Source organism: Microbulbifer agarilyticus (assembly GCF_020171345.1).
GTDB lineage: Bacteria > Pseudomonadota > Gammaproteobacteria > Pseudomonadales > Cellvibrionaceae > Microbulbifer > Microbulbifer agarilyticus_D.
The window spans coordinates 934,969-958,296 of the sequence record NZ_JAIUZM010000001.1 but is presented as its reverse complement, the minus strand read 5'-3'; the positions used below and the strand labels follow the sequence as shown (position 1 = coordinate 958,296).

General features: G+C 58.7%; 17 protein-coding genes. 12 read left to right on the top strand and 5 right to left on the bottom strand.

Annotation, left to right across the window (positions count from 1 at the left end; all coding sequences use genetic code 11):
• Positions 1–64 precede the first annotated feature (64 nt).
• The 5 genes from aroB (at position 65) to LCM31_RS03855 (ending at position 10,347) form a co-directional block, all read left to right on the top strand.
• A complete protein-coding gene (gene aroB, locus LCM31_RS03875; RefSeq protein WP_224867720.1) occupies positions 65–1,150 on the top strand; it encodes a 3-dehydroquinate synthase in 1,086 nt (361 codons plus the stop codon).
• Between the two features lie 398 nt (positions 1,151–1,548).
• A complete protein-coding gene (gene gltB / locus LCM31_RS03870; protein ID WP_224867719.1) occupies positions 1,549–6,000 on the top strand; it encodes a glutamate synthase large subunit in 4,452 nt (1,483 codons plus the stop codon).
• A gap of 15 nt (positions 6,001–6,015) precedes the next feature.
• Entirely contained in the window at positions 6,016–7,434 is a 1,419-nt protein-coding gene (locus LCM31_RS03865; protein ID WP_224867717.1) for an FAD-dependent oxidoreductase, read from the top strand.
• A 164-nt stretch (positions 7,435–7,598) separates the two neighbouring features.
• Positions 7,599–8,678: a uroporphyrinogen decarboxylase gene (gene hemE, locus LCM31_RS03860; protein ID WP_224867715.1), complete on the top strand. Its 1,080-nt coding sequence runs from the start codon at positions 7,599–7,601 to the stop codon at positions 8,676–8,678.
• A gap of 292 nt (positions 8,679–8,970) precedes the next feature.
• Complete coding sequence (locus tag LCM31_RS03855; RefSeq protein WP_224867713.1) at positions 8,971–10,347, top strand: HD-GYP domain-containing protein; 1,377 nt, start codon at positions 8,971–8,973, stop codon at positions 10,345–10,347.
• A 36-nt stretch (positions 10,348–10,383) separates the two neighbouring features.
• Here LCM31_RS03855 and LCM31_RS03850 read toward each other — a convergent pair whose 3' ends face one another.
• The 4 genes from LCM31_RS03850 to rsgA form a co-directional block, all read right to left on the bottom strand.
• Entirely contained in the window at positions 10,384–11,598 is a 1,215-nt protein-coding gene (locus tag LCM31_RS03850; RefSeq protein ID WP_224867711.1) for an MFS transporter, read from the bottom strand.
• A gap of 22 nt (positions 11,599–11,620) precedes the next feature.
• Positions 11,621–12,472 (bottom strand): archaetidylserine decarboxylase, encoded by an 852-nt coding sequence (gene asd / locus LCM31_RS03845; RefSeq protein ID WP_224867709.1) that lies wholly within the window; start codon positions 12,470–12,472, stop codon positions 11,621–11,623.
• Between the two features lie 101 nt (positions 12,473–12,573).
• Positions 12,574–13,380, bottom strand: coding sequence for a sulfurtransferase (locus LCM31_RS03840; protein WP_224867707.1), 807 nt, complete (start codon positions 13,378–13,380; stop codon positions 12,574–12,576).
• Positions 13,381–13,439: 59 nt separating this feature from the next.
• Positions 13,440–14,471: a small ribosomal subunit biogenesis GTPase RsgA gene (gene rsgA, locus LCM31_RS03835; protein WP_224867705.1), complete on the bottom strand. Its 1,032-nt coding sequence runs from the start codon at positions 14,469–14,471 to the stop codon at positions 13,440–13,442.
• A gap of 124 nt (positions 14,472–14,595) precedes the next feature.
• On the opposite strand from rsgA, the gene orn reads away from it, so the two are divergent.
• On the top strand, positions 14,596–15,138 hold the full coding sequence (gene orn, locus LCM31_RS03830; RefSeq protein ID WP_224867703.1) for an oligoribonuclease: 543 nt from the start codon (positions 14,596–14,598) through the stop codon (positions 15,136–15,138).
• A gap of 13 nt (positions 15,139–15,151) precedes the next feature.
• Here orn and queG read toward each other — a convergent pair whose 3' ends face one another.
• Positions 15,152–16,264, bottom strand: coding sequence for a tRNA epoxyqueuosine(34) reductase QueG (gene queG, locus LCM31_RS03825; RefSeq protein ID WP_224867702.1), 1,113 nt, complete (start codon positions 16,262–16,264; stop codon positions 15,152–15,154).
• Positions 16,265–16,385: 121 nt separating this feature from the next.
• On the opposite strand from queG, the gene LCM31_RS03820 reads away from it, so the two are divergent.
• The 6 genes from LCM31_RS03820 to hfq all read left to right on the top strand — a co-directional run bounded on the left by LCM31_RS03820 (position 16,386) and on the right by hfq (position 23,266).
• Positions 16,386–17,909: an NAD(P)H-hydrate dehydratase gene (locus LCM31_RS03820; protein ID WP_224868659.1), complete on the top strand. Its 1,524-nt coding sequence runs from the start codon at positions 16,386–16,388 to the stop codon at positions 17,907–17,909.
• Between the two features lie 50 nt (positions 17,910–17,959).
• A complete protein-coding gene (tsaE, locus tag LCM31_RS03815; RefSeq protein ID WP_224867700.1) occupies positions 17,960–18,442 on the top strand; it encodes a tRNA (adenosine(37)-N6)-threonylcarbamoyltransferase complex ATPase subunit type 1 TsaE in 483 nt (160 codons plus the stop codon).
• Between the two features lie 53 nt (positions 18,443–18,495).
• Positions 18,496–19,827: an N-acetylmuramoyl-L-alanine amidase gene (locus LCM31_RS03810; protein WP_263600889.1), complete on the top strand. Its 1,332-nt coding sequence runs from the start codon at positions 18,496–18,498 to the stop codon at positions 19,825–19,827.
• 98 nt (positions 19,828–19,925) lie between these two features.
• Positions 19,926–21,830 carry a DNA mismatch repair endonuclease MutL gene (gene mutL, locus LCM31_RS03805; RefSeq protein ID WP_224867698.1) on the top strand — a complete coding sequence of 635 codons (1,905 nt, stop codon included), beginning with the start codon at positions 19,926–19,928 and terminating at the stop codon, positions 21,828–21,830.
• Positions 21,831–21,873: 43 nt separating this feature from the next.
• Positions 21,874–22,797, top strand: coding sequence for a tRNA (adenosine(37)-N6)-dimethylallyltransferase MiaA (gene miaA / locus LCM31_RS03800; protein WP_224868655.1), 924 nt, complete (start codon positions 21,874–21,876; stop codon positions 22,795–22,797).
• Positions 22,798–22,978: 181 nt separating this feature from the next.
• On the top strand, positions 22,979–23,266 hold the full coding sequence (gene hfq, locus LCM31_RS03795; protein ID WP_010132407.1) for an RNA chaperone Hfq: 288 nt from the start codon (positions 22,979–22,981) through the stop codon (positions 23,264–23,266).
• Positions 23,267–23,328: the final 62 nt, after the last annotated feature.

Below are 23,328 nucleotides of genomic sequence, written 5' to 3'. Positions count from 1 at the left end.
TTCCGTAGCCCCTTTCTGTCCTATCTCTTTTTTATATCCAATTTGTGCGCGTTAGGGAGTAACCATGCACCGTCTTGACGTCGATTTGGGTGAGCGTAGTTACCCGATCCTGATTGGCTCGGGGTTGTTAACTGATTCCTCGCAGTTTGAGCAGTATATCCGTGGCAAGCAGGTGCTTGTGGTTACCAATGAGACCATTGCACCGCTGTACCTGAAGACCGTGCTCGACGGTTTGAAAGCCTTTTCCAAGGTCGATGTTGTCGAGTTGCCCGATGGTGAGGCTTTCAAAACCCTGGATACCGTTAACCGTATATTCGATTCTCTGTTGGAAAATCGGCATGATCGTGGCACCACCATCGTTGCCTTGGGTGGTGGCGTTATCGGCGATATGAGTGGCTTTGCCGCCGCCTGTTATCAGCGAGGCGTCGATTTTGTGCAGGTGCCAACCACCTTGCTGTCTCAGGTGGACTCTTCCGTCGGGGGTAAGACTGGCGTGAATCACCCGCTCGGAAAAAACATGATTGGCGCCTTTTACCAGCCGCAGCTGGTGCTCATCGATATCGATACTCTCAACACGCTTCCCGACCGTGAACTCTCTGCAGGTATCGCCGAGGTCATCAAGTACGGAATGATCTGTGATCCAGGCTTCTTCGGTTGGCTGGAAGAAAATATGGATTTGTTGCTGGCGCGGGATCCGCAGGCGTTAGCCTACGCTGTGGAGCGCAGCTGCGCGGACAAGGCCGCGGTGGTTGCGGAGGATGAAAGGGAGTCTGGCCGGCGCGCCATTCTGAACTTTGGTCATACGTTTGGTCACGCAATCGAGGCGGTGCAGGGGTACGGCAAGTGGTTGCACGGTGAGGCGGTGGCCGCTGGCATGGTAATGGCGGCAGAGTTGTCCTGTCTGCGCGGATGGATTGATAAAGCCGAAGTCGCGCGCTTGCGCGCACTGCTAACGAAGGCCAACTTGCCGCAACAATCACCAGAAGCGATGACGGTTAACGACTATCTCGAGGCAATGTCCGTGGATAAAAAGGTGCAGGACGGCAAATTGCGCCTGGTCCTTTTGCATGCGCTCGGTGATGCACAAATAATCAGCGATACGCCAAAAGATCAGCTGGTTGAGGTTTTGCGCGCCTGCGGCGCACAGTGATGAATCTGTAGTTTTTTTACCAAACTGAGGATTCTTTGTTTGAACTTGCGCTAAAAAGAAGATAAATCGGTCGAACTGCCCGCTAACAGCGGAAAAAACTGCCAAATCTTGCAATTGCAGGGGCGCACGAGTAATATTGCGCGCCCCCCCGATGAAACCCGGGGAAAAGAGCCGATAACAATAAACGCAGGCTCGCAGCGAGCGAGCAACACCAAGCCCTTTATGTGGGCTTTTTTTGTCACTGGGGTTTCGAAAATTCAGTGGATTCTGCGGCACCTTTGGCTCGAGAGTAGATAAATATACCCCCGGGACCGGTCTCCGACTGTGACCTGATTGTCACTGCGCCGATGCAGTGCGTTCACCACCCACGGGGTAGCGATAACACTTTGAGGAATTCTATGGGTAGCGGTCTGTATCGATTGGATGAGTTCAAAGATAACTGTGGCTTTGGACTGATCGCCCACCTGAGGGGCCAAACCAGCCACAAGTTATTGCAGACAGCGATTGAGTCGCTGACCTGTATGACTCACCGCGGAGGCATTGCCGCCGATGGCAAAACCGGCGATGGCTGTGGTCTGTTGCTGCAGAAGCCAGACAGCTTTTTGCGCGCCGTGGCCAACGCGGAGCTTGGTCAGGACCTGACTGACCTGTACGCGGTCGGCTCCATCATGTTGCCCCTTGATGAGGCTGAGGCCGCCAGTGCGCGTCAAATTCTCGAGCGCGCCCTGCAAGAGCAAGGTTTGCAGGTGGCGGGCTGGCGTGTAGTGCCGACCGATGAAGAATGCCTGGGGCCCATTGCCCGCGAATCCCTGCCGCGCTTCGAGCACCTGTTGATCAACAACGCGGAAGAAGCGTTGGAACAGCAGCAGTTCAATGCGCGACTGTTTGTCGCCCGCCGCAAGGCTGAGCAGCAACTTACCCAGGATACCTATATAGGTAGCCTGTCCACCGCGGTGCTCTCATACAAGGGGCTGATGATGCCCGCGGATCTGCCCAAATTCTTCCCGGATTTGGCCGATCCCCAACTGGAAACCGCGATTTGCGTATTCCATCAGCGCTTTTCCACCAACACCATGCCGCGTTGGCCGCTGGCGCAGCCGTTCCGCATGCTCGCGCACAACGGTGAAATCAACACCATTACCGGCAACCGTAACTGGTCAGTGGCACGCACCAACAAGTTCATCACTGAGCTGGTGCCGGAGCTGTCCGAGCTGACACCGCTGGTAAACCGCGTTGGCTCCGACTCCTCCAGCCTCGACAATATGCTGGAACTGTTGACCGTGGGCGGCATCGATATGCATCGCGCAATTCGCATGCTGGTGCCACCAGCGTGGCAGAACGTCGACACCATGGATTCTGATCTGCGCGCTTTCTACGAATACAACTCCATGCATATGGAGCCCTGGGACGGCCCGGCCGGCCTGGTGCTGACTGACGGCCGCTACGCGGTATGTACCCTGGACCGCAATGGCTTGCGCCCGTCACGCTGGGTGATCACCAAGGACGACTTCATCACCGTTGCCTCGGAAGTGGGTACTTACCAGTACGATCCTGCCGACGTGGTGGCCAAGGGGCGCCTCGGACCTGGCCAGATTCTGTCTGTGGATACCTTGAAGGGTGAGCTGCGCCACACCGGTGAGGTGGATGGTGAGCTGAAAAAAGCGCACCCGTACAAGAAGTGGCTGAAGGAAAAAGCCCGTCGCATCCGCTCCACCCTGGTGACGGCGCCGGTGGATAACAATTTCTCCCTGGATCAGTTCAAGGTTTACCAGAAGCTGTTCAGTTCATCGTTGGAAGAGCGCGATCAGGTGATCCGTCCGCTGGCGGAATCCGGTCAGGAAGCGGTCGGTTCCATGGGTGACGATACGCCCATGGCGGTGCTGTCCGAGGGTAACCGCTGCCTGTACGATTATTTCCGACAGCAGTTTGCGCAGGTCACTAACCCGCCGATCGATCCGCTGCGGGAAACCATCGTCATGTCCCTGGAAACCTGCCTGGGCCGTGAAAAATCCGTGTTCGAGGAAACCATCGAACACGCGGACCGCGTGATCCTGTCCTCGCCAGTGCTTTCGCACATGAAGTACACCGCGCTGCTGGATCTGGGGCGCGAAGAGTTCACCGCAAAGGTGTTCGACCTGAATTACGATCCCGCGCAGTTGGATCTGAAGAGTGCGATCGAAAAACTGTGTCGCGAAGTGGCAGACTCCGTGCGCGAAGACGGTACCGTAATTGTGGTGCTGTCTGATCGCGACATCGAAGAAGGCAAGCTGCCGATCGATGCACTGATGGCCACCGGTGCCGTGCATCACCATCTGGTGCACGCCGGCCTGCGCTGTGACTCCAATATCGTTGTCGATACTGCCACTGCGCGCGATTCGCACCAGCTGGCGTGCCTGATTGGCGTTGGCGCGACCGCGGTGCACCCGTACTTCTCTTACAGCATCATCAATCACCTGATCGAAACCGGTGAGCTGCTGCTGGACGCGGCTACCGCGCAGAAGCATTACCGTACCGGTATCTGCAAAGGCCTGCTGAAGATCCTGTCGAAGATGGGTATCTCCACCATTGCCTCTTATCGCGGCGCCCTGCTGTACGAGCTGGTGGGTTTGTCCCAGGAAGTGATCGACCTGTGCTTCCCGGAAGCCCCGGCACGGGTACTGGGTGCAGGCTTTGCCGAGCTGGAAGATGACATGCACGCCCGTGCCCAGCTGGCGTGGAAGCCGCGCAAGAAGGTTTCTCCCGGTGGCCTGCACAAATTTGTCTACGGTGAGGAATACCACGCGTTTAACCCGGACGTGGTGCAGGCGTTGCAGCAAGCAGTGCGCACTGGCGATTACGGCGCCTGGCGTGATTACGCCACGCTGATCAACCAGCGCCCGGTTGCCACCCTGCGTGACCTGCTGGGTCTGAAAAAAGATGTGCAGCCGGTTCCACTGGAAGAGGTAGAGCCTGCGGAAAGCATTCTGCGCCGTTTCGATTCCGCAGCCATGTCCCTCGGCGCGCTGTCTCCTGAGGCGCACGAAGCTCTGGCGCAGGCGATGAACCGCCTGGGTGGCCGCTCCAACAGTGGTGAGGGTGGTGAGGACCCGGCGCGTTTCGGTACCGACAAGGTATCCAAGATCAAGCAGATTGCCTCCGGTCGTTTCGGGGTCACCCCGCACTATCTGGTGAATGCCGAAGTACTGCAGATCAAGGTGGCCCAGGGCGCCAAGCCCGGTGAGGGTGGCCAGCTGCCTGGCGGCAAGGTGAACCAGTTGATCGCGCGTTTGCGCTACTCGGTGCCTGGTGTGACTCTCATTTCGCCGCCGCCGCACCACGATATCTATTCGATTGAGGATCTGGCGCAGCTGATTTACGACCTCAAGCAGGTCAACCCGGATGCGCTGGTGTCGGTGAAACTGGTATCGCGCCCCGGCGTCGGCACCATTGCCGCCGGTGTGGCCAAAGCCTATGCGGATCTGATTACCATTTCCGGCTACGACGGCGGTACCGCGGCGAGCCCGATTACCTCCATTCGTTACGCCGGTTCCCCGTGGGAGCTGGGCCTGGCAGAAACACACCAGACCCTGCGTGCCAATGACCTGCGCGGCAACGTGCGTGTACAAACCGACGGTGGCCTGAAATCCGGTCTCGATGTGATCAAGGCGGCGATTCTGGGTGCCGAGAGCTTTGGCTTTGGTACCGCGCCGATGGTCGCGCTGGGCTGTAAGTACCTGCGTATCTGCCACCTGAACAACTGTGCCACTGGTGTCGCCACTCAGAACAAAGAGCTGCGTGACGAGCACTACATCGGCACCGTGGACATGGCGATGAACTTCTTCAAGTTCGTGGCCGAGGAAACTCGCGAGTGGATGGCGAGCCTGGGTGTGCGCAGCATGGATGAACTGGTAGGCCGCGTGGACCTGCTGGAAACCCTGGATGGCGAAACCAGCAAGCAGAAGACCCTGGACCTGTCGCCACTGTTGCACACCGACGAGCTGCTCGACAGCAAGCCGCAGACCTGTCAGCTGGCCAAGAATGAGCCTTGGGACAAGGGCCTGCTGGCGGAGCGCATGGTGAAAGAGACCTTGCCGGCGATTGAGAACCTCGCCGGGGGTGAGTTCAGTTTTGAGCTTACCAACTGCGACCGCTCCATTGGTGCGCGCCTGTCCGGGGAAATTGCCAAGCGTCACGGCAACCAAGGCATGGCGGATGCGCCCATCAAGTTGCGTCTTACCGGCGTTGCCGGTCAGTCCTTCGGTGTGTGGAATGCCGGTGGCCTGGAGATGTATCTCGAAGGCGACGCCAACGATTATGTTGGTAAAGGTATGGCCGGCGGTAAGCTGGTTATCCGTCCGCCGCAAGGCAGTGAATTCGCCTCGCAGGAAACCAGCATTGTTGGTAACACCTGCCTGTACGGCGCCACGGGCGGCAAGCTGTTCGCGTCCGGTTGCGCCGGTGAGCGCTTCGGTGTGCGTAACTCCGGTGCCTACGCCGTGGTCGAAGGTGCCGGCGATCACTGCTGTGAGTATATGACCGGCGGTATGGTTGCGGTGCTGGGGAAAACCGGGGTGAACTTCGGTGCAGGTATGACCGGTGGTTTTGCCTATGTACTGGATATGGATCGCGATTTCTTCGACAAGTGCAACCACGAGTTGATTGAGCTGCGCCGTATTAGCAGTGAGGCACTGGAGGAATACCAGAGTCACCTGCGCGAAGTGATCGAAGAGTTCGTGGCCGAGACCGGCAGTGCCTGGGGTGAGGAGTTGCTGGACAACTTCGACGATTACCTCAACAAATTCTGGTTGGTGAAGCCGAAGGCGGCCAGCCTCGCCGGACTGCTGTCCGATGTGCGCAAGCGCGGCGAATAAGGGGGAGATTTACTTATGTCAGAGCGTCTAAACAACGATTTTCAGTTTATCGACGTGGGCCGAGTGGACCCCGCCAAGAAAGACATCATCACCCGCACCAACCAGTTTGTGGAAATCTACCAGCCTTTCACCGAGAAGCAGGTAGCCAACCAGGCGCACCGCTGCCTGGATTGCGGTAACCCCTACTGTGAGTGGAAGTGCCCGGTGCACAACTATATTCCGAACTGGCTGCGTCTGATCAGTGAAGGCAACATTATGGAAGCGGCGGAGTTGAGTCACCAGACCAACTCCCTGCCGGAAGTGTGTGGTCGCGTGTGCCCACAGGACCGCCTGTGTGAAGGGGCTTGCACCCTGAACGATGGCTTTGGAGCGGTCACTATCGGCAATGCGGAAAAATACATTACCGATACCGCGTTTGCACTGGGCTGGCGCCCGAACATGAGTGCGGTGAAGAAAACCGACAAGCGTGTGGCGATCGTCGGTGCTGGCCCCGCGGGCCTCGCCTGCGCCGACGTGTTAGTGCGCAATGGTGTACAGCCAGTGGTATTCGACAAGCACCCGGAAATCGGTGGCCTGCTGACTTTCGGTATCCCCGAATTCAAGCTGGAAAAGTCCGTGATGCAGCAGCGTCGCGCCATCTTTACCGAGATGGGTGTGGAATTCTGCCTGGAAACTGAAATCGGTAAGGACATTACCTTTGACCAGTTGATGTCGGATTACGACGCCGTATTCCTGGGCATGGGTACCTACAACTACATGAAGGGTGGCTTCCCTGGTGAAGACCTGCCTGGCGTGTACGACGCGCTGCCGTTTCTGATTTCCAACGTGAATCGCAACATGGGCTGGGAGAAGAACGCGGAGGACTATATTTCCGTGGAAGGTCAGCGCGTGGTGGTGCTCGGTGGTGGTGATACCGCCATGGACTGTAACCGCACCTCAATTCGTCAGGGCGCCCAGCGGGTGACCTGTGCCTACCGCCGTGATGAAGAGAATATGCCGGGCTCCCGCCGCGAAGTGGCCAACGCGAAAGAAGAGGGGGTTAACTTCCTGTTCAATCGCCAGCCCGTGGGTATTGTCGGTGATGGCAAGGTTGAGGGTGTCAAAGTTGTCACCACCCAGTTGGGCGAGCCCGATGAAAACGGACGTCGCCGCCCGGAAGTGGTGCCCGGTTCCGAGGAAATTATTCCGGCGGACATCGTGCTGGTTGCCTTCGGCTTCCGTCCAAGCCCGGCCGAGTGGTTTGGTGATCACAATATCGAAGTGGCCGACTGGGGTGGCGTGGTTGCCCCGGAGAAGCAGGAATACAAATTCCAGACTTCCAATGAGAAGGTGTTTGCCGGTGGCGATATGGTACGCGGCTCCGACCTGGTGGTAACCGCTATCTGGGAAGGCCGCCAGGCTGCCGAGGGTATCCTGGACTTCCTCGAAGTCTGATCGCGTATCTGTGATGCCTGTACAGGGTGCCGCCAGATAGAAATCTGGCGGCACCGCTTCTCGGCGCTACTTCTGCATAAACTCTTTGCTCCGTCATTGGACTCCCTGTCCTAAATCTCACCCCGAGAGTACAATGGCCGCCCATTTATTCAGCCGTTGCCCTCATGTCTGACAATCAGTTCGCCCCCCTTCAAAACGATCGCTTCCTCCGTGCCCTTCTGCGCCAGCCTGTAGACCGCACACCCATGTGGATGATGCGCCAGGCCGGTCGTTATTTACCAGAATACCGCGCCACCCGTGCCCAAGCTGGCACCTTTATGGATCTGTGCCGCAATACCGAACTGGCCTGTGAAGTGACCTTGCAGCCGCTGGAGCGCTACCCACTGGATGCGGCGATTCTGTTTTCCGATATTCTCACCATTCCCGACGCCATGGGGCTGGGCTTGTATTTTGAAGAGGGTGAAGGGCCTAAATTCAAGAAGCCTGTCCGCAGCAGTGCGGATATCGCGGCGCTCGACGTGGTAAACACGGCGAAGGACCTGGATTACGTGACCAACGCGGTGACCACCATCCGCCGCGAGCTGAACGGCCGCGTGCCGCTGATTGGCTTTTCCGGCAGCCCCTGGACCCTGGCTACCTACATGATTGAAGGTGGTTCCAGCCGCGATTTTGCCCGCGCCAAAGAGATGCTCTACAACCGCCCGGAGGATATGCACCAGCTACTGACGGTGCTGGCGGATTCCGTGATTGATTACCTGAATGCGCAGATTCGCGCGGGCGCCCAGGCGGTACAGATCTTTGACACCTGGGGCGGCGCGCTCAGCCACAGTGCCTATCGGGAGTTCTCCCTCGCTTATATGGCGCGAATTGTGCAGGGATTGATCAAGGAGGCGGATGGTCGTCAGGTGCCAGTGATTTTGTTCACCAAAGGTGGTGGCCAGTGGCTGGAGGCAATGGCCGATACCGGCGCCGATGCACTTGGGTTGGACTGGACCACCGATATTGCCCAAGCCAGGGCGCGTGTGGGTGGCAAGGTGGCTCTGCAGGGCAATATGGACCCGTCTATCCTGCTGGCCAAACCTGAGCGTATTCGCGAAGAGGTCGCGTCCATCCTGGCTAGTTATGGTCGTGGCAGCGGGCATATTTTCAACCTTGGCCATGGCGTAACGCCCAAGGTGGACCCGGCGCATGCCGGGGCAATGTTTGATGCGGTGGTGGAGCTTTCCCCGCAGTATCACGATTGACGTGTATCGCGGCCAAGTGGCGTTAATTTGGCCGCGAGCCTAGTTTTTGGGTTCCAACGAGAAAAAAGCGCCAACATGGCGGCTTTTTGATTAACTGGATCCCTCAGGACTGGCGTTCATGGTCAATTTTGTGATATTTATCACAAATTAGAGGGCTGCCTGTGGGTGGGCCTATGTGACAATCTGTTTGCTTGGCCTGTTCCCCCAAGATCAGGCCTGATTGGGCGCCGGTTGTGCATAAAAATAATAGAACGAACAATTACACCAAAACGGTTAACGCGGCAGTTATCTAGTGGAAATTCAACAGGCGAAAGTATTCGTTGAGGACTTGCAGCGGGGCATGTTTGTGTCTCGCCTGGATCGCCCGTGGACGCGCACACCGTTTGCCTTGCAAGGGTTTTATATCCGCGATCTGGACGAAATCCGCCAGCTGCAGAAGTTTTGCCGCTTCGTTTACGTGGATGTTGCAAAAACCGTCGGCGATGTGGGCGTAAAGCTGCGCAAGCTTACCCGCACTGCGGCCGAAAGTGCCGCCAGAGAGAAGCGCGGCAAGTCGGCTAGCCGGCGTATTCCTGTGGCCATCAATTGCAAGCCGGTCCAGGTTACACACAACAGTTACCCTACGCCTGAGCCCGCGCGAAAAGAAGCGGGCAAGGCGCGCAAGTTGCACCAGCGAATGGTCCAGGGCATGTACCAGGTGATGGTGCAGCTTGAGTCCGGCCAGCCCCTGCCCACCACGCAGGTGACCCAGACTATTTCCCAGATGGTCGATAGCGTGCTGCGCAGCCCCGACGCCTTCTCCTGGCTGGCGCGCGTACGGGCAAAAGATGAGCATTCCTATAGTCATTCCGTGCGCGCCAGTATCTGGGCGGTGGTATTCGGCCGTCACATCGGCCTGCGCCGACATGACTTGGTACACCTCGGTGTCGCCACCCTGTTGAAAGATGTCGGTAAGCTATACCTCTCGCAACAGATAGTGTCCGCGGAAAAGCGCAGCCCGCGCGAGGAGCTGGAATATCGCAAGTTTGTCGATTACAGCGTGCGGTTATTGTCCAGTGACCCGAATGTGGACCCCCAGGTGCTGAATATTGTCCGCTGTCATCGGGAGCAGTTTGACGGGAGTGGATACCCGAAGGGACTGCGCGGTGGCCAGATTCCGGTACTGGCCCGCATGTGTGGCATCGTCACTTTTTACGATGAGGCCACTAATCCACGCGGTGCAGAATTCCCGGTGCCACCCTCAAATGCAGTGGCGCAGCTGTATGAGTTGCGCAATGCGGCCTTCCAGGAGCAGCTGGTGGTGGAGTTTATTCAGTCCATTGGCCTGTATCCCACGGGTACCCAGGTAGAGCTCTCCACTGGTGAGTTGGCGGTTGTCGTGGAGCAAAATCATCAGCGCCGCCTGAAGCCCAAGGTCATGCTGGTTACCGATACCAAGCGGCGGCTGCTGGAAAAACCCCGTGTTTTCGATATGGCGGTCGACGATGACCGCAAGCAAGCCCTGATCAAACGAGGCAAGAAGTCTCTCACCGACGCTGGCCTGATCACCATCACCCAGGATATGGACCCAAGCCGGCATCCGGGGATCAATGTGGCAAAGGTTCGTGATCAGTATCTGAGTCAGCCGCGCTTACCGGGCTTCCTCTCTCTCTTCCTGCTCAACCGTTAATCCCGCTGTTTCTCCTTAAGCAGAGTATTGCGGTATTTAGCCGCCCTGTGCGGTTGTTTGTTGTGGTGTGAGCGAAGCTGTCAGTGTCAGTAGGCTCGCAAACAACACGACAGCTCCAAGTAGCAGCGAAATACCCGTGACGCTCACTCCCTGATCCAGCAGAAGCCCTATCAGCAGTGGTGATACCGCGGTGGAAAGCACCATGCTTGCCTGAGAAACGGAGCGTATGGCGCCGAGATGCGTGGTGCCGTATCGCTCCGGCCATAGCGCACTGCTTGCAGTACCCGTTCCAGCCTGGCCGATACCAATCAAGGTTAAGTAAACGTAAGGTACCCACCATGCATTGCTAAATGCGAGTAGCAGCAATGCCGTGAACATGGGTAGCAGGGCGATTGGCAGACTTCGCTGCGCACCGATCCGATCCACGATACTGCCCGCAAAAAACAATGCGAGCAGGTGCCCACCGGCATAGCCCGCAAAAGCGCCTGCCAATACCGAAAGAGACCATCCGCGTTCGTCGGCGATGGCACCTTGATGAAAAAGTATCGCGGTTACTACAAACGGGGTCATTACCGCCGCGGGAAGCAGGCAGTAGAACCCGCGATCACGAAGCACTTGCGCACGCGTATAGTGGTTATTGTTGTGATGATTTGCCTCGGTCAACTGTGCATCTTGTTTACCGGCATGCCCCGCCAACCAGTACAAGGCCGGCAAAACGCCAAGTATTAACACGCCAGCGGAGAGCCGCCAGACGCTGCGCCATCCTTGCTGCTCGATAATCAGTGAACCCGTGGTGGGGAGCAGTGCTTCGGCGATTGGGAAGCCCAGCGCGGCCAGCGCAATCACTTTTCCCCGGTTTTCGGTGAAGTAGCGGCCGGCGGTAGTCATTCCCATATGGGTCATAAACCCTTGGCCGGCAAACCGCAGCAGGAAAAATCCCAGTAACAGCATCCAGGCGCTGTGTGCAAATCCCATCACCAGGCATCCAGCGGTCAAGAGCAGGGTGCCGAGTATGGCCACGCGTCTCAGTGGCCAGTGATCAATCAGGGTGCCGGCGCCCAGTAGTACCAACGCGGCGAGGAGGGTGGCGGCGCTGTAGCCTGCGCCGTACAAACCGTTGCTCAGGTTGAACTCAGCGCGCAGGGCACCGCCAAAAATGGCGATAAAAAATGTCTGCCCGAAGCCAGAGGCCGCCACCGCCACCAGCGCAAAAAAAGCGAGCTTGGGGTTGCTGCGGATAAACTCGGGCACAGAGGGTATGTTGGTTGCGGTATTAAATCAGGTCTCCGAAATGCTCGCCCATTTTTACCGGGGTCTCCGCTGCGAGGCTTTCGAGCCAGTTCACCTTGTCCGCGCCAAACAGCAGAATCACGGTTGAGCCGAGTTTGAATCGGCCCATTTCCTCACCTTTTTTCAGCGCGATCGGCTTTTGTTCATCGTAACGGGTGGTGCGGACCTGACGCTTAATAGGGGCGACCTGGCCTGCCCAGACAGTTTCGATGGCGGCGACAATCATGGCGCCTACAAGGACCATGGCCATGGGGCCGGCGGCGGTTTCAAAGATGCAGACCAGGCGCTCATTGCGCGCGAACAGGCGCGGAACGTTTTCGGCAGTGGTGGTGTTTACCGAGAACAGTTCGCCGGGCACGTAGATCATGCGCTGCAGTACGCCGTCCAGGGGCATATGAACGCGGTGATAATCCTTGGGGGAGAGGTATACGGTCGCGAATTTTCCGCCGGTAAATTGTGCGGCAACCTCGGGGTCGCCACCGACCAGTTCGAGCAGGCTGTAGTCCTGACCTTTGGCCTGGAAAATTCTGCCGTTGTGGATTTCACCCAATTGGCTGATGGCGCCATCGGCACAGCCGACGATGGTTTTCTCACCCTCTGCGATGGGGCGTGCGCCTTCTTTCAGGGCGCGGGTGAAGAAGTCGTTGAAACAGGTGTACGCCGTGTAATCTTCTTCCAGTGCCTCGCTCATATCGACTTTGTACTTTTCCACGAACCACTTGGTGAACGGGTTTTTAATACCGCCGATGCGGGTTTCTGCCAGCCAGCCGGCGGCTCTCGAGAGCAGGTGCTGGGGAGTGATGTACTGCAGGAAGATGAATAATTTCGGGTGCATTTGGATTTTTTGATCCCGTTGGTTGTGATTCTGTGGCGTCCGGGTGCCGGGCCTTCGCTTCTGATCGTTGGTTTTTTTAATTAGGGCTTTAGAGCCTTAGCTCACGTGTCTATCGGCGTATCCGACAGGTTGCCCCACTCACTCCACGAGCCGGGGTAGGCTTTGATCGGCAATCCAAGGGATTTTCCTACCAGCCAGGTAAACGCTGAACGGTGATGGCTCTGGCAGTGGGTGGCAATTTCTTTGCTGCCATCGATACCCAGCGCCGCGAGAAATTCTTTGGCGTCTTCGCGAATACGCAGGTCGCGCTGCGGATCCATCAGTTGTGTCCATTCGCAATTGATTGCGCCGGGAATGTGGCCACCGCGCATGGCCACCATACGCTCGCCGCTGTATTCCAGAGGGGAGCGGGCGTCCCAGATTTGCAGGTCGTGTTGACCGAGACGCTGCTGGATTTGTTCCGCGTCAAGCATGGGGGCGTCGTCGGCGATACTGACATCGATTCTGCTGGGGGTGACAGCGACATCTTCCGTTGTCAGTGGCAGGCCGGCATTTTTCCATGCGGTCATGCCGCCATTTAAATAACTGTATTTTGTGTGTCCGATGACTTCGAGTGTCCACAGCAGTCGACCCGCCCAGCCGCCGCCTTCGTCATCGCAGGCAACGATGTGGGTATCCGGCGTGAGGCCGATGGCCTGCATAACCTGGGTGAGGCGCTCGATTGACGGCAGCTTGCCCGGTGCCGGGGGGGTGCCGGCCATCAGGGCCTGAAACGGCAGACCGAGTGCGCCGGGAATGTGGCCGGCGAGGTAGTTTTGCGGACTACTCAGATCGATCACGCGGATCTCTTCGTGCTCGAGCAGCGAAGCCAGTTGTTCCGGTTCCAGAATCAGTGGGATGTCACTCACGCAGGGTTCCTTGTTGCTTTCCTTGTTGTGGGCAGTAGGTTGTCGACGGCCAGTTAGTTTCAGTCATTTTCCAAGCTGTTGCGCAGGTGCAGGAAGCTGTCCATGCGGCGCTGGCTGATGTCGCCACGCTCGAGCGCTTCCTGAATGGCGCAGCCGGGTTCGCTCTGGTGGCGGCAATCACGGAAGCGGCAGTGGCCGATAAACGGGCGAAATTCCACGTAACCTTCCAGCAGCGCTTGTTCGCTCATGTGCCAGATGCCGAACTCTCTAATGCCGGGGGAGTCTATCAGATCGCCACCGGTGGGCAGGTGAAACAGTTCCGCGGCGGTAGTGGTGTGGGTGCCCTTGCCGGTGGCTTCTGAGAGGGCGCCGGTGCGGGCATCGGCGCTGGGGAGCAGGCCATTGATTAGTGAGGATTTGCCCACCCCGGATTGGCCGACGAACACGCTGGTGCCCTCGACCAGTGTTTCCAGTAGCTTGTCGAGTCCCTCGCCGGTTTTGGTAGAGAGTTTCAGTACCGGATAGCCCAGGTCTGGATAGGGCTGGAGCAGGTCTTCTAGGTGTTCCCGGTTGCTGTCGTCGATCAGGTCTATCTTGTTGAGCAGCAATAGAGGCTGAATACCGGTGGTCTCGGCCGCTACCAGATAGCGATCGATGGCGTTGGCAAAAGGTTCCGGATAGGGCGCGATGACGATCAGGATGCGGTCAATATTGGCCGCCACGGTTTTCATGTCGCCGTAGCGGTCCGGGCGCTGTAATTCCGAGTGGCGCGGCAGGCGTGCGCCGACCACGCCGAGGCCGCCGGTGGCATCACCGGTAGCCGGGTTCCAGGCGACCTTGTCACCGGTGACAAGGGTGTCGATATTGGCGCGCACATGGCAACGCTGTCGCAGCTGGCTGTTGGTTGCGCTCTCCACCAATACTTGCGAGCCATAGTTGGCGATGACCATTCCGGTCTGCTCTGGGCCCAGGTCGCCTTCTTCCGCCGCCTGATCCAGGTTTTCCTCGCGTTTGCGCGCGCGGGCCTCCCGCTCCTGCTGGATCTTGGCGATGCGCCACTGCTGGCGGCGGTTGAGTTTGCGTTTGCTCATGAGGACTCGGGTTGTGGAAAGCGGCGGATTATAACTTGCATCGCTAGGTGGTTGCGGTACCTTCCTCGCTATCGTCCAATTTAATGGCAACTGGCCGCGGGACGCGGCAGTTAAGGAGACTATTGTGGATCAGAATAATCTGATCTGGATCGATCTGGAAATGACCGGCCTGGATCCGGAGAAAGAGCGCATCATTGAAATCGCCACCGTGGTGACGGATTCGCGCCTGAACGTGCTGGCAGAAGGGCCGGCCATGGCGATTCACCAGAGCGATGCGCTGCTGGCGGCCATGGACGACTGGAATACCGAGCAGCACGGCGGTTCCGGGCTGGTGGCCCGGGTCAAGGATTCCAGTATCAGTGAACACCAGGCGGAGCGGGAAACCATCGAATTCCTCCGTCACTGGGTACCCGAGGGTGCCTCGCCCATGTGTGGCAATTCCATCGGCCAGGATCGACGCTTTCTAGTGAAGTATATGCCGCTACTGGAGCAGTACTTCCACTACCGGAATCTGGACGTGAGTTCGGTGAAGGAGCTGGCGCGACGCTGGCGCCCGGATGTGCTGGATGGGGTGAAGAAGACCTCGTCGCACCTGGCCATGGACGATATCCACGACTCCATCAACGAGTTGAAGCACTATCGCGAGCACTTTTTTCGCATGAGTTGATGCAGCCGCAGATTCAGCTGCGTTTAATTTTACGCTTCCTGCGCCGTCCACTGCGCAAGCGCGCTAGTGCCCACTGGATGTGCTCGGCCACCAGCGGCGTCGCTGAGTCGAGTTGCTCTTCGAGTACGGTGATCACTTCCGGGGTGGCATCGGCATTTCCCAGCGCTACCGCCAGGTTGCGCTGCCAGCGTTCAAATCCAATGCGGCGAATCGCCGATCCCTCGGTCTTTTTCAGGAATTCTTGTTCCGTCCAGCGAAACAGGTCTGTCAGTTCGCCACTGTCGAGGCCGTGGCGCGGGTGAAAGTCCTGTTCCGCGGTGGGTTTGGCGAACTTGTTCCAGGGGCAGATGATCTGGCAGTCGTCGCAACCAAATACCCGGTTGCCCATGGGTTCACGCAATTCCTCGGGGATCGGGCCTTTGTTTTCAATGGTGAGATAGGAAATGCAGCGGCGTGCGTCCAGGGTGTAGGCATCGATAAACGCATCGGTGGGGCACACCTTGAGGCAGGCGGTGCACTCGCCGCATTGATTGGGCTCGTCACTTACATCCACCGGTAGTGGCAGATTGGTGTAAATCTCGCCGAGAAAAAACCAGCTGCCGGCCTGGCTGTTGATCACCATGCAGTTTTTACCGATCCAGCCGAGCCCGGCTTTCTCCGCCAGTGCCCGCTCCATTACCGGCGCGCTGTCGGTAAAGGCGCGCCCCCGGGTAGGGATACCGCGCTCTTCACAATACCGGTCGATCTGTTGCGCCAGTTGCGCCAGTCGCTTGCGGATGAGCTTGTGGTAATCGCGGCCGTTGGCGTAGCGGGAAACATAGGCCTTGCCGGGGTCTTTCAGCACCTGCACCGGCTGGGTATCCGGAGGCAAATAGTCCAGGCGCACGCTGATCACCCGTAGCGTGCCCTCTTCGAGCAAGTCCGGCCGCCAGCGCTTGTCGCCATGGGCGCCCATCCACTCCATATCGCCGTTGTAACCCGCATCCAGCCAGTGCTGCAGGCGCTCGCCGTGTTTTTCCAGCTGGCAATCGGTAATCCCCACCTGCTGGAAGCCCAGCTCCCGCCCCCACACGCGAATCTGTGTGGCGAGTTCTGCCATGGTCTGAGGGTCGGGGGTATTGCTCATTCGTCGCTATTGGGGAAATTGGCACTGGCCGCGTGCGGCGGTTCGCTGGTTGAGGCGGTATAATTGCCGGTATTTTGCCACAGTTTAAAAATTGACCACAGCAGGAATGCAGTACTCGCTTATGTCGGACACCATGGAACGTCAGAATTTTGCCCAAATCCCCGCTGCTGAGCCGCAAATACTCTACAGCGCTGCGGCCGTGCGCCAGCTCGACCAACTGGTGATTAACCAGCAGAAAATCCCCGGACTTGCGCTGATGAAGCGTGCCGGGCGCGCGGCATTTGACTGCCTGCGCCGTCGCTGGCCAGAGGTGAACGAAATTCAGGTTTTCTGTGGCGGTGGCAACAACGGCGGTGATGGCTATGTGATTGCCGCCCTCGCCGCCCAGCGCCAGATCCCGGTGACGGTGTTTGTGGGTGTGCCGGTCGAGAAGCTGAAGGGTGAAGCGCTGGAGGCATACGGCTTTGCCGAGCGTGAGGGTGCGAAGCTGGTGTCCGCCATTGACGCCATGCCGGCGGCGGGGAAAAACACCGTGCTGGTGGATGCCTTGCTGGGTACTGGATTCAGCGGCGCACTGCGCAGCCCAGTGGATGCAGCGGTGTCACATATCAATGACGCGGGTGTTCCGGTATTGGCTGTAGACCTGCCATCTGGCCTGAATGCCGATAGCGGATTCGCCGAGCAGGCGGTCTCTGCGGACGTGACGGTGACGTTTATCGGACGCAAGGCGGGCCTGTATCTGGGGCGCGGCCCCGCGCTCAGCGGCGATGTTATTTTCGACGATTTGGGTGCCGTTGCCGAGATTTATCCACAGGTGCAGGGTATGTTGCTGCGTCATACTGCGGAGAGCCTGGAGCGACTGCCGGCGCGCACGGCAGACAGTTACAAGAATCAATTCGGCCATGTGATGATCGTCGGCGGTGACCACGGGTTTGGTGGCGCTGCCATGATGGCCGCGGAGGCCGCGGCGCGCACCGGGAGTGGCCTGATCGCACTTGCCACCCGTCCGGAGCATGTGGTGGCGTCACTGACCCGTCGCCCGGAAGTGATGGCACACCCGGTGGTCTCCGGGCAGGAGCTGGAGCCTTTGCTGGAGGTGCCCAATGTTATTGCGGTTGGGCCGGGACTGGGCCGGTCGCCGTGGAGTGAACAACTACTGGCCCGCGCGGGCCGCGCACAAGCGGCGCTGGTGGTGGACGCGGATGCGCTGAACATCTTGGCCGGTGGTCGAGTTCTCGCCGGCATCAAGCGCGATGACTGGGTGCTGACACCCCACATTGGGGAAGCCGCACGCCTGTTGCAGATTTCCAACGCGGAGGTAACCGCAGACCCGGTGGCTGCGGCGCGCGCGATTCAGGAAAAATTCAGTGGCGTGGTGGTATTAAAGGGTGCAGGCACCGTGATTGCCCACCGCGACGGCGCCGATGTGATCAATACCGGTAACCCGGGTATGGCTTCCGGGGGTATGGGTGACCTGCTTACCGGGGTGATTGCGTCCCTTATCGGGCAGGGCATGGCGCTGCCGGCGGCGGCGCGTCTCGGGGTGTGGTTGCACGGCGAAGCGGGTAATCGCGCGGTCGCCGATGGCCAGCGCGGCCTGTTGGCGACGGACCTGTTGCCGCATATCCGCGCACTTGTGGACTGAAGCCTGCGTTGCAGCGTTAATAGGGGCTAGTAATCTTGGACGGTAAGCCTGTGGAAAAAGTGCTGTATTTGCCGGATGAGTCTGCCACCGTGGCGGCCGGCGAGACGCTCGGTGAAGCGTGCCGCGTCTCCGGTATGAGCGGGGGGCTGGTGTTTTTTCTCGGCGGTCAGTTGGGTGCCGGCAAAACCACATTCAGCCGCGGCGTGTTGCGTGCATTTGGACATCGCGGTGCGGTAAAAAGCCCCACATACACTCTGGTGGAGCCCTATGAGTTCTCCTCAGAACGGGTATACCACTTCGACCTGTATCGTCTCGGCGATGCGGAGGAGTTGGAGTATATGGGGGTGCGGGACTATTTTGGCCCCGGTAGCCTGAGCCTGGTGGAGTGGTCCGAGCGGGGCGCTGGCATTTTGCCGACTCCGGATCTGCAGATTGAATTGCAGCTGCAGGGAGAAGGGCGCAGTCTAAAATTAACCGCAGTCAGTGACGCTGGTAATGAGGTGCTGGGCAGGGCGCTTTTCGACCCTGGCTGATCAGGCGTGATGCGTATAGCGCGAGCAGGCGGACGATAAACAGGGCAATAATAATGATTGGAGCAGGGTTGCCGGTGCGATTTCTAACGAGCATTGTTTTTCTCCTCGCAACACTGGTTGCGTTACCCGTATCCAGTGCGGATGTGGAGGGGGTGCGCTTGTGGCGTGCGCCGGACCACACACGCCTGGTATTCGATCTCGATGGCCCTGCGGACCACAAGCTGTTTACCCTGAAGAATCCTGACCGTGTGGTGATCGACGTAAGCGGGGCGAAACTTACCGCGGCAATCGACGACCTGCCGCTTGCAGATACCCCCATTGCCGGCGTGCGTCATGCGACCCAGAACCAGCGGGATTTGCGCGTGGTGCTGGACCTCAAGCAACCGGTCAATCCACGCAGTTTTGCCCTGCGCCGCCACGAACAGCTTCCCGATCGCCTGGTGATCGATTTGCACGACCGTGGCAAGGTCGAAGAAAAAACCATCCAGCAGGTGCAGGTCAGCGGCCAGAAAGACATTGTTATTGCCATCGACGCAGGTCATGGTGGTGAAGACCCCGGTGCGCTCGGCCCGGGCGGGCTGCGGGAAAAAGACGTGGTGCTGGCAATCTCCCGCTACCTGAAAAAATCCCTGGACAAAAAACGCGGCTTCTCCGCAAAGCTCGTGCGCACCGGGGATTACTATATTCCCCTGCGTGACCGGGTGAAGAAGGGCCGCCAGTTGCGCGCAGACCTGTTCGTATCCATTCACGCCGATGCCTTTACCCGTAAAGACGCCCGCGGCGCTGGGGTCTATGCGGTGTCCTCTCGCGGTGCCACCAGTGAGACCGCGCGTTTTCTTGCGCAGCGGGAGAACGAGTCCGACTTGATTGGGGGTGCCGGTGATCTCAGTCTGAGTGACAAGGACGACACCCTTGCCGGCGTGTTACTGGATCTGGCGATGACCGCCACCATGAATGCTAGCCTGGACATTGGTAGCAGTGTGCTGAGCTCTCTCGGCAGCTTTACTCACTTGCACAAAAAGAAGGTGGAGCAGGCTAACTTCTCGGTGCTGCGCAATCCGGATGTGCCTTCGATTCTGGTGGAGACCGGTTTTATTACCAACCCCCAGGAGGCGCGCCGCTTACGTGACCCATCGTTCCAGAGGCGAATGGCAGAAAAACTCAGTGAAGGTATAGTGGCCCACTTCAGTTCCCGCCCACCCGCGGGAACCTGGCTTGCGGCAAATGCCAGTCGCGTTGATCGCAAGCACACGATTAGCCGGGGAGATACGCTGTCGGCGATCGCTGCGCGCTATAACATTTCCGTGGCGGCCCTGAAAAAGGCGAATGGAATGCGCAACTCCATGATTCGGGTGGGGCAGACACTGACGATCCCATCCGGCTAATTCTTAAAGCCCGAAGCGCTGCGGATGCTTCGGGCCCGCCCGGTACACAGAGCCCCTTAGTGGGGGCGGCACAGACGACACACAGCTTTCAAACCTCCATGCCAGAAAATATCCAACTACTCTCCCCCAGACTTGCCAACCAGATCGCCGCCGGTGAGGTGGTCGAGCGCCCGGCTTCCGTGATCAAAGAGTTGCTGGAAAACAGTCTCGATGCCGGCGCTACCCGACTGGAAATCGACCTGGATGCGGGGGGCGTGAAGCGCATCATGGTGCGCGACAATGGCAAGGGGATCGAGAAAGAAGATCTGCATTTGGCGCTGGCCCGTCACGCCACCTCGAAAATCCATGCGCTGGAGGACCTGGAAGCGGTGGCTACGCTCGGTTTTCGCGGCGAAGCGCTTGCCAGTATTTCCTCCGTTGCCCGCCTGACCATGACCAGCAGCCGCGATGAATCCGGCAAGGGCTGGATGGTGACCGCGGAAGGGCGTGAAATGGAAACCCAGCTGGCACCGGCGGCACATCCGCGCGGTACCACCGTCGAAGTGCGGGATCTGTTTTTCAATACCCCCGCGCGGCGAAAATTTTTGCGCACGGAAAAAACCGAATTTAACCGCGTCGACGAAACCATCAAGCGCCTCGCACTCGCCCGTTTCGATGTGTCTTTCAGCCTGCGTCATAACGGGAAAGGTGTGCACAACCTTCGCGGTGGCACCTCAAGGGCGGAGATGGAACGGCGGGTGGCGCAGTTGTGCGGCCCGGCATTTATGCAAAATGCTCTGCATATCGAAATGGAACGCAGTGGCCTGCGTCTGTGGGGGTGGGTGGCCGAGCCCGCGTTTTCGCGCTCCCAGGCTGACTTACAGTTTTTCTACGTGAATGGCCGAGCTATTCGCGACCGGGTGGTGAGTCACGCGGTGCGCAGGGCCTTTGCCGACGTGTTGTACCACGGTCGCCATCCCGCGTTTGTGCTGTACCTTGAGCTGGACCCCGCGGCGGTAGACGTCAACGTGCACCCCACCAAGCACGAAGTGCGCTTCCGCGACAGCCGTCTGGTGCACGACTTCCTCTTTGGCTCTTTGCATCGGGCATTGGCAGATGTACGCCCGGGGGCGCGAGAAGAGGATGATGAGTTGCAATCCTCTGCGCCTCAGGTTTCCGGTGTTGCTGCCGGCGAGTTTTCCGGCCAGGAGCGCATGGCGCTGTCTTCCGCACCGGCGCAAGCGGCCACTCCCGCGTTTGGCGCTATGGGTGGCCTCGGTGCTCAGCCATCAGCGGACAGAATTCAGCAGCAAATGCACAGCTACGGCGAGCTGCACAAGCCGCTGGATTCTGGTGTGCAGGAAGTGCCGGCCGTAACGGCAGGCCCGGCATCGACCGCCGCCTGGTCGCAGCAAGTACCTGCCGAGGCCGAAGGTGAGGCGCCACCCCTTGGCTTTGCCATCGCCCAGCTCCACGGCATCTATATTTTGTCCCAGAACGAGCACGGTATGGTGGTGGTGGATATGCATGCGGCGCACGAGCGTATTGTTTACGAGCAGATGAAAGCTGCCCATGCCGCCGGCGGTATTCAGGCCCAGCCCCTGCTGGTGCCGGTGAGCCTGGCGGTGAGTGAGCGCGAGGCAGACTGTTTTGAAGAGCGTGAGGAAGTATTCACTGCGCTCGGCTTTGTGTTGCAGCGCGCGGGCCCGGAGACCTTAATGGTGCGGCAGGTGCCCACTATGTTGCACAGTGCCCCGGTAGAGCAGCTGGTGCGTGATGTGCTGAGCGATCTGCTGGCCGAGGGCAGCAGTGATCGCATCGGCAATCAGATCAACGAAATCCTCTCCACCATGGCCTGTCACGGTTCCGTGCGCGCCAACCGCAAGTTAACCATTCCCGAAATGAATGGCCTGTTGCGGGACATGGAGCGCACCGAGCGCAGCGGCCAGTGTAATCACGGAAGGCCTACATGGACTCAAGTAAAACTCTCGGACATGGATAAATGGTTTATGCGAGGTCAGTAAGTTGAACGCTTCGGCTGAAGGCCGTCCCCGTGCCATTTTCCTGATGGGCCCCACGGCTTCGGGTAAAACCGATTTGGCCATGGCCATCAGTGACCACCTGCCGGTGGAGTTAATCAGCGTGGATTCTGCGCTGGTGTATCGCGGGCTGGATATCGGCTCTGCTAAGCCGACGCCGGAGGAGCTGGCGCGCTACCCGCATCGACTGATCGATATCTGCGATCCGGCGGAGAGCTATTCCGCCGGGCGTTTTCGCAGCGATGCGCTGGCGGCGATGGAAGAGATCAGCGGGCGTGGCAAGATTCCGCTGTTGGTTGGCGGAACCATGCTCTATTTCAAGGCTCTATTACAGGGAATGGCAGAGATGCCTGAGGCGGATCCCGAATTCCGTGCGCAGATAGAGGCGCGGGCCGAAAAGGAAGGTTGGCCGGCGCTGCATCAGGAGCTGCAGAAGATCGATCCGGAGCTGGCGGCAGAGTTGCACCCGAATCACTCGGTGCGCATCGAGCGTGCACTGGAGGTGTTCCACCTCTCCGGCAAGACCATGACCCAGTTGCGTGCTGAGCAGGAACGGGAGTCGCCACTGGCGCACTACGCAGTGCAGCAGCTGGCGATCGTGCCCGAAGACCGCAGTATTTTGCATCGCCGGATTGCCGAGCGTTTTGAGCGGATGCTGCAAAACGGCTTCATTGAAGAGGTGCAGGCGCTGCGCGCGCGCGGTGATTTGCACAAGGACCTGCCGGCAATTCGAGCGGTGGGATACCGCCAGGTATGGGAGTACCTGGATGGCGATACCGATTACGAACAGATGGTGGCAGCCGGAATCGCTGCCACCCGCCAACTGGCCAAGCGCCAACTCACCTGGCTGCGGCGTTGGCCCGACCTTATTCGAATCGGCGCACAAGAGCCTGGCGGGAAAGTCCGCAAAATCGAGGAAATGTTGCCAGAGGCCTTGAAATTTCTCGGTTGAGCAGCCATAACGTGAGTGGGCCGGTGTGTCCGTCCCAAATCAGTCAGTTATTCACAGAGCCCTGTCTATTTTTTGGCTCTTTTTTATACGCCGCATCACCATGGCCGTTTTTTAGTCCGCGGAATTCGCGGGCGCGATCGTGCGTCATCTGGCGACCTATCTTTTGGCAAGGAGAACAATGATGTCAAAAGGGCACAGCTTACAAGACCCTTACCTGAACGTTTTGCGTAAAGAGCGTATCCCTGTTTCTATCTATCTGGTAAACGGCATTAAATTGCAGGGCCAGATTGAATCTTTCGACCAGTTTGTCGTGCTGTTGAAAAACACCGTTAGCCAGATGGTTTATAAGCACGCGATTTCCACCGTAGTGCCGTCCCGCGCCGTGCGCGTACCGCTGATGAATCCGGCTGGCCCGGGTGGTGAAGGCGGCGCACCGGAAGGCGGTGAGCGCGATAGCTTCGGCGGCTAAGCCGGAGCGGGTGTCTAAGGTGCTGAGTTAATGCTGGGGTTAACCCGTTTTTGTTCAGCACC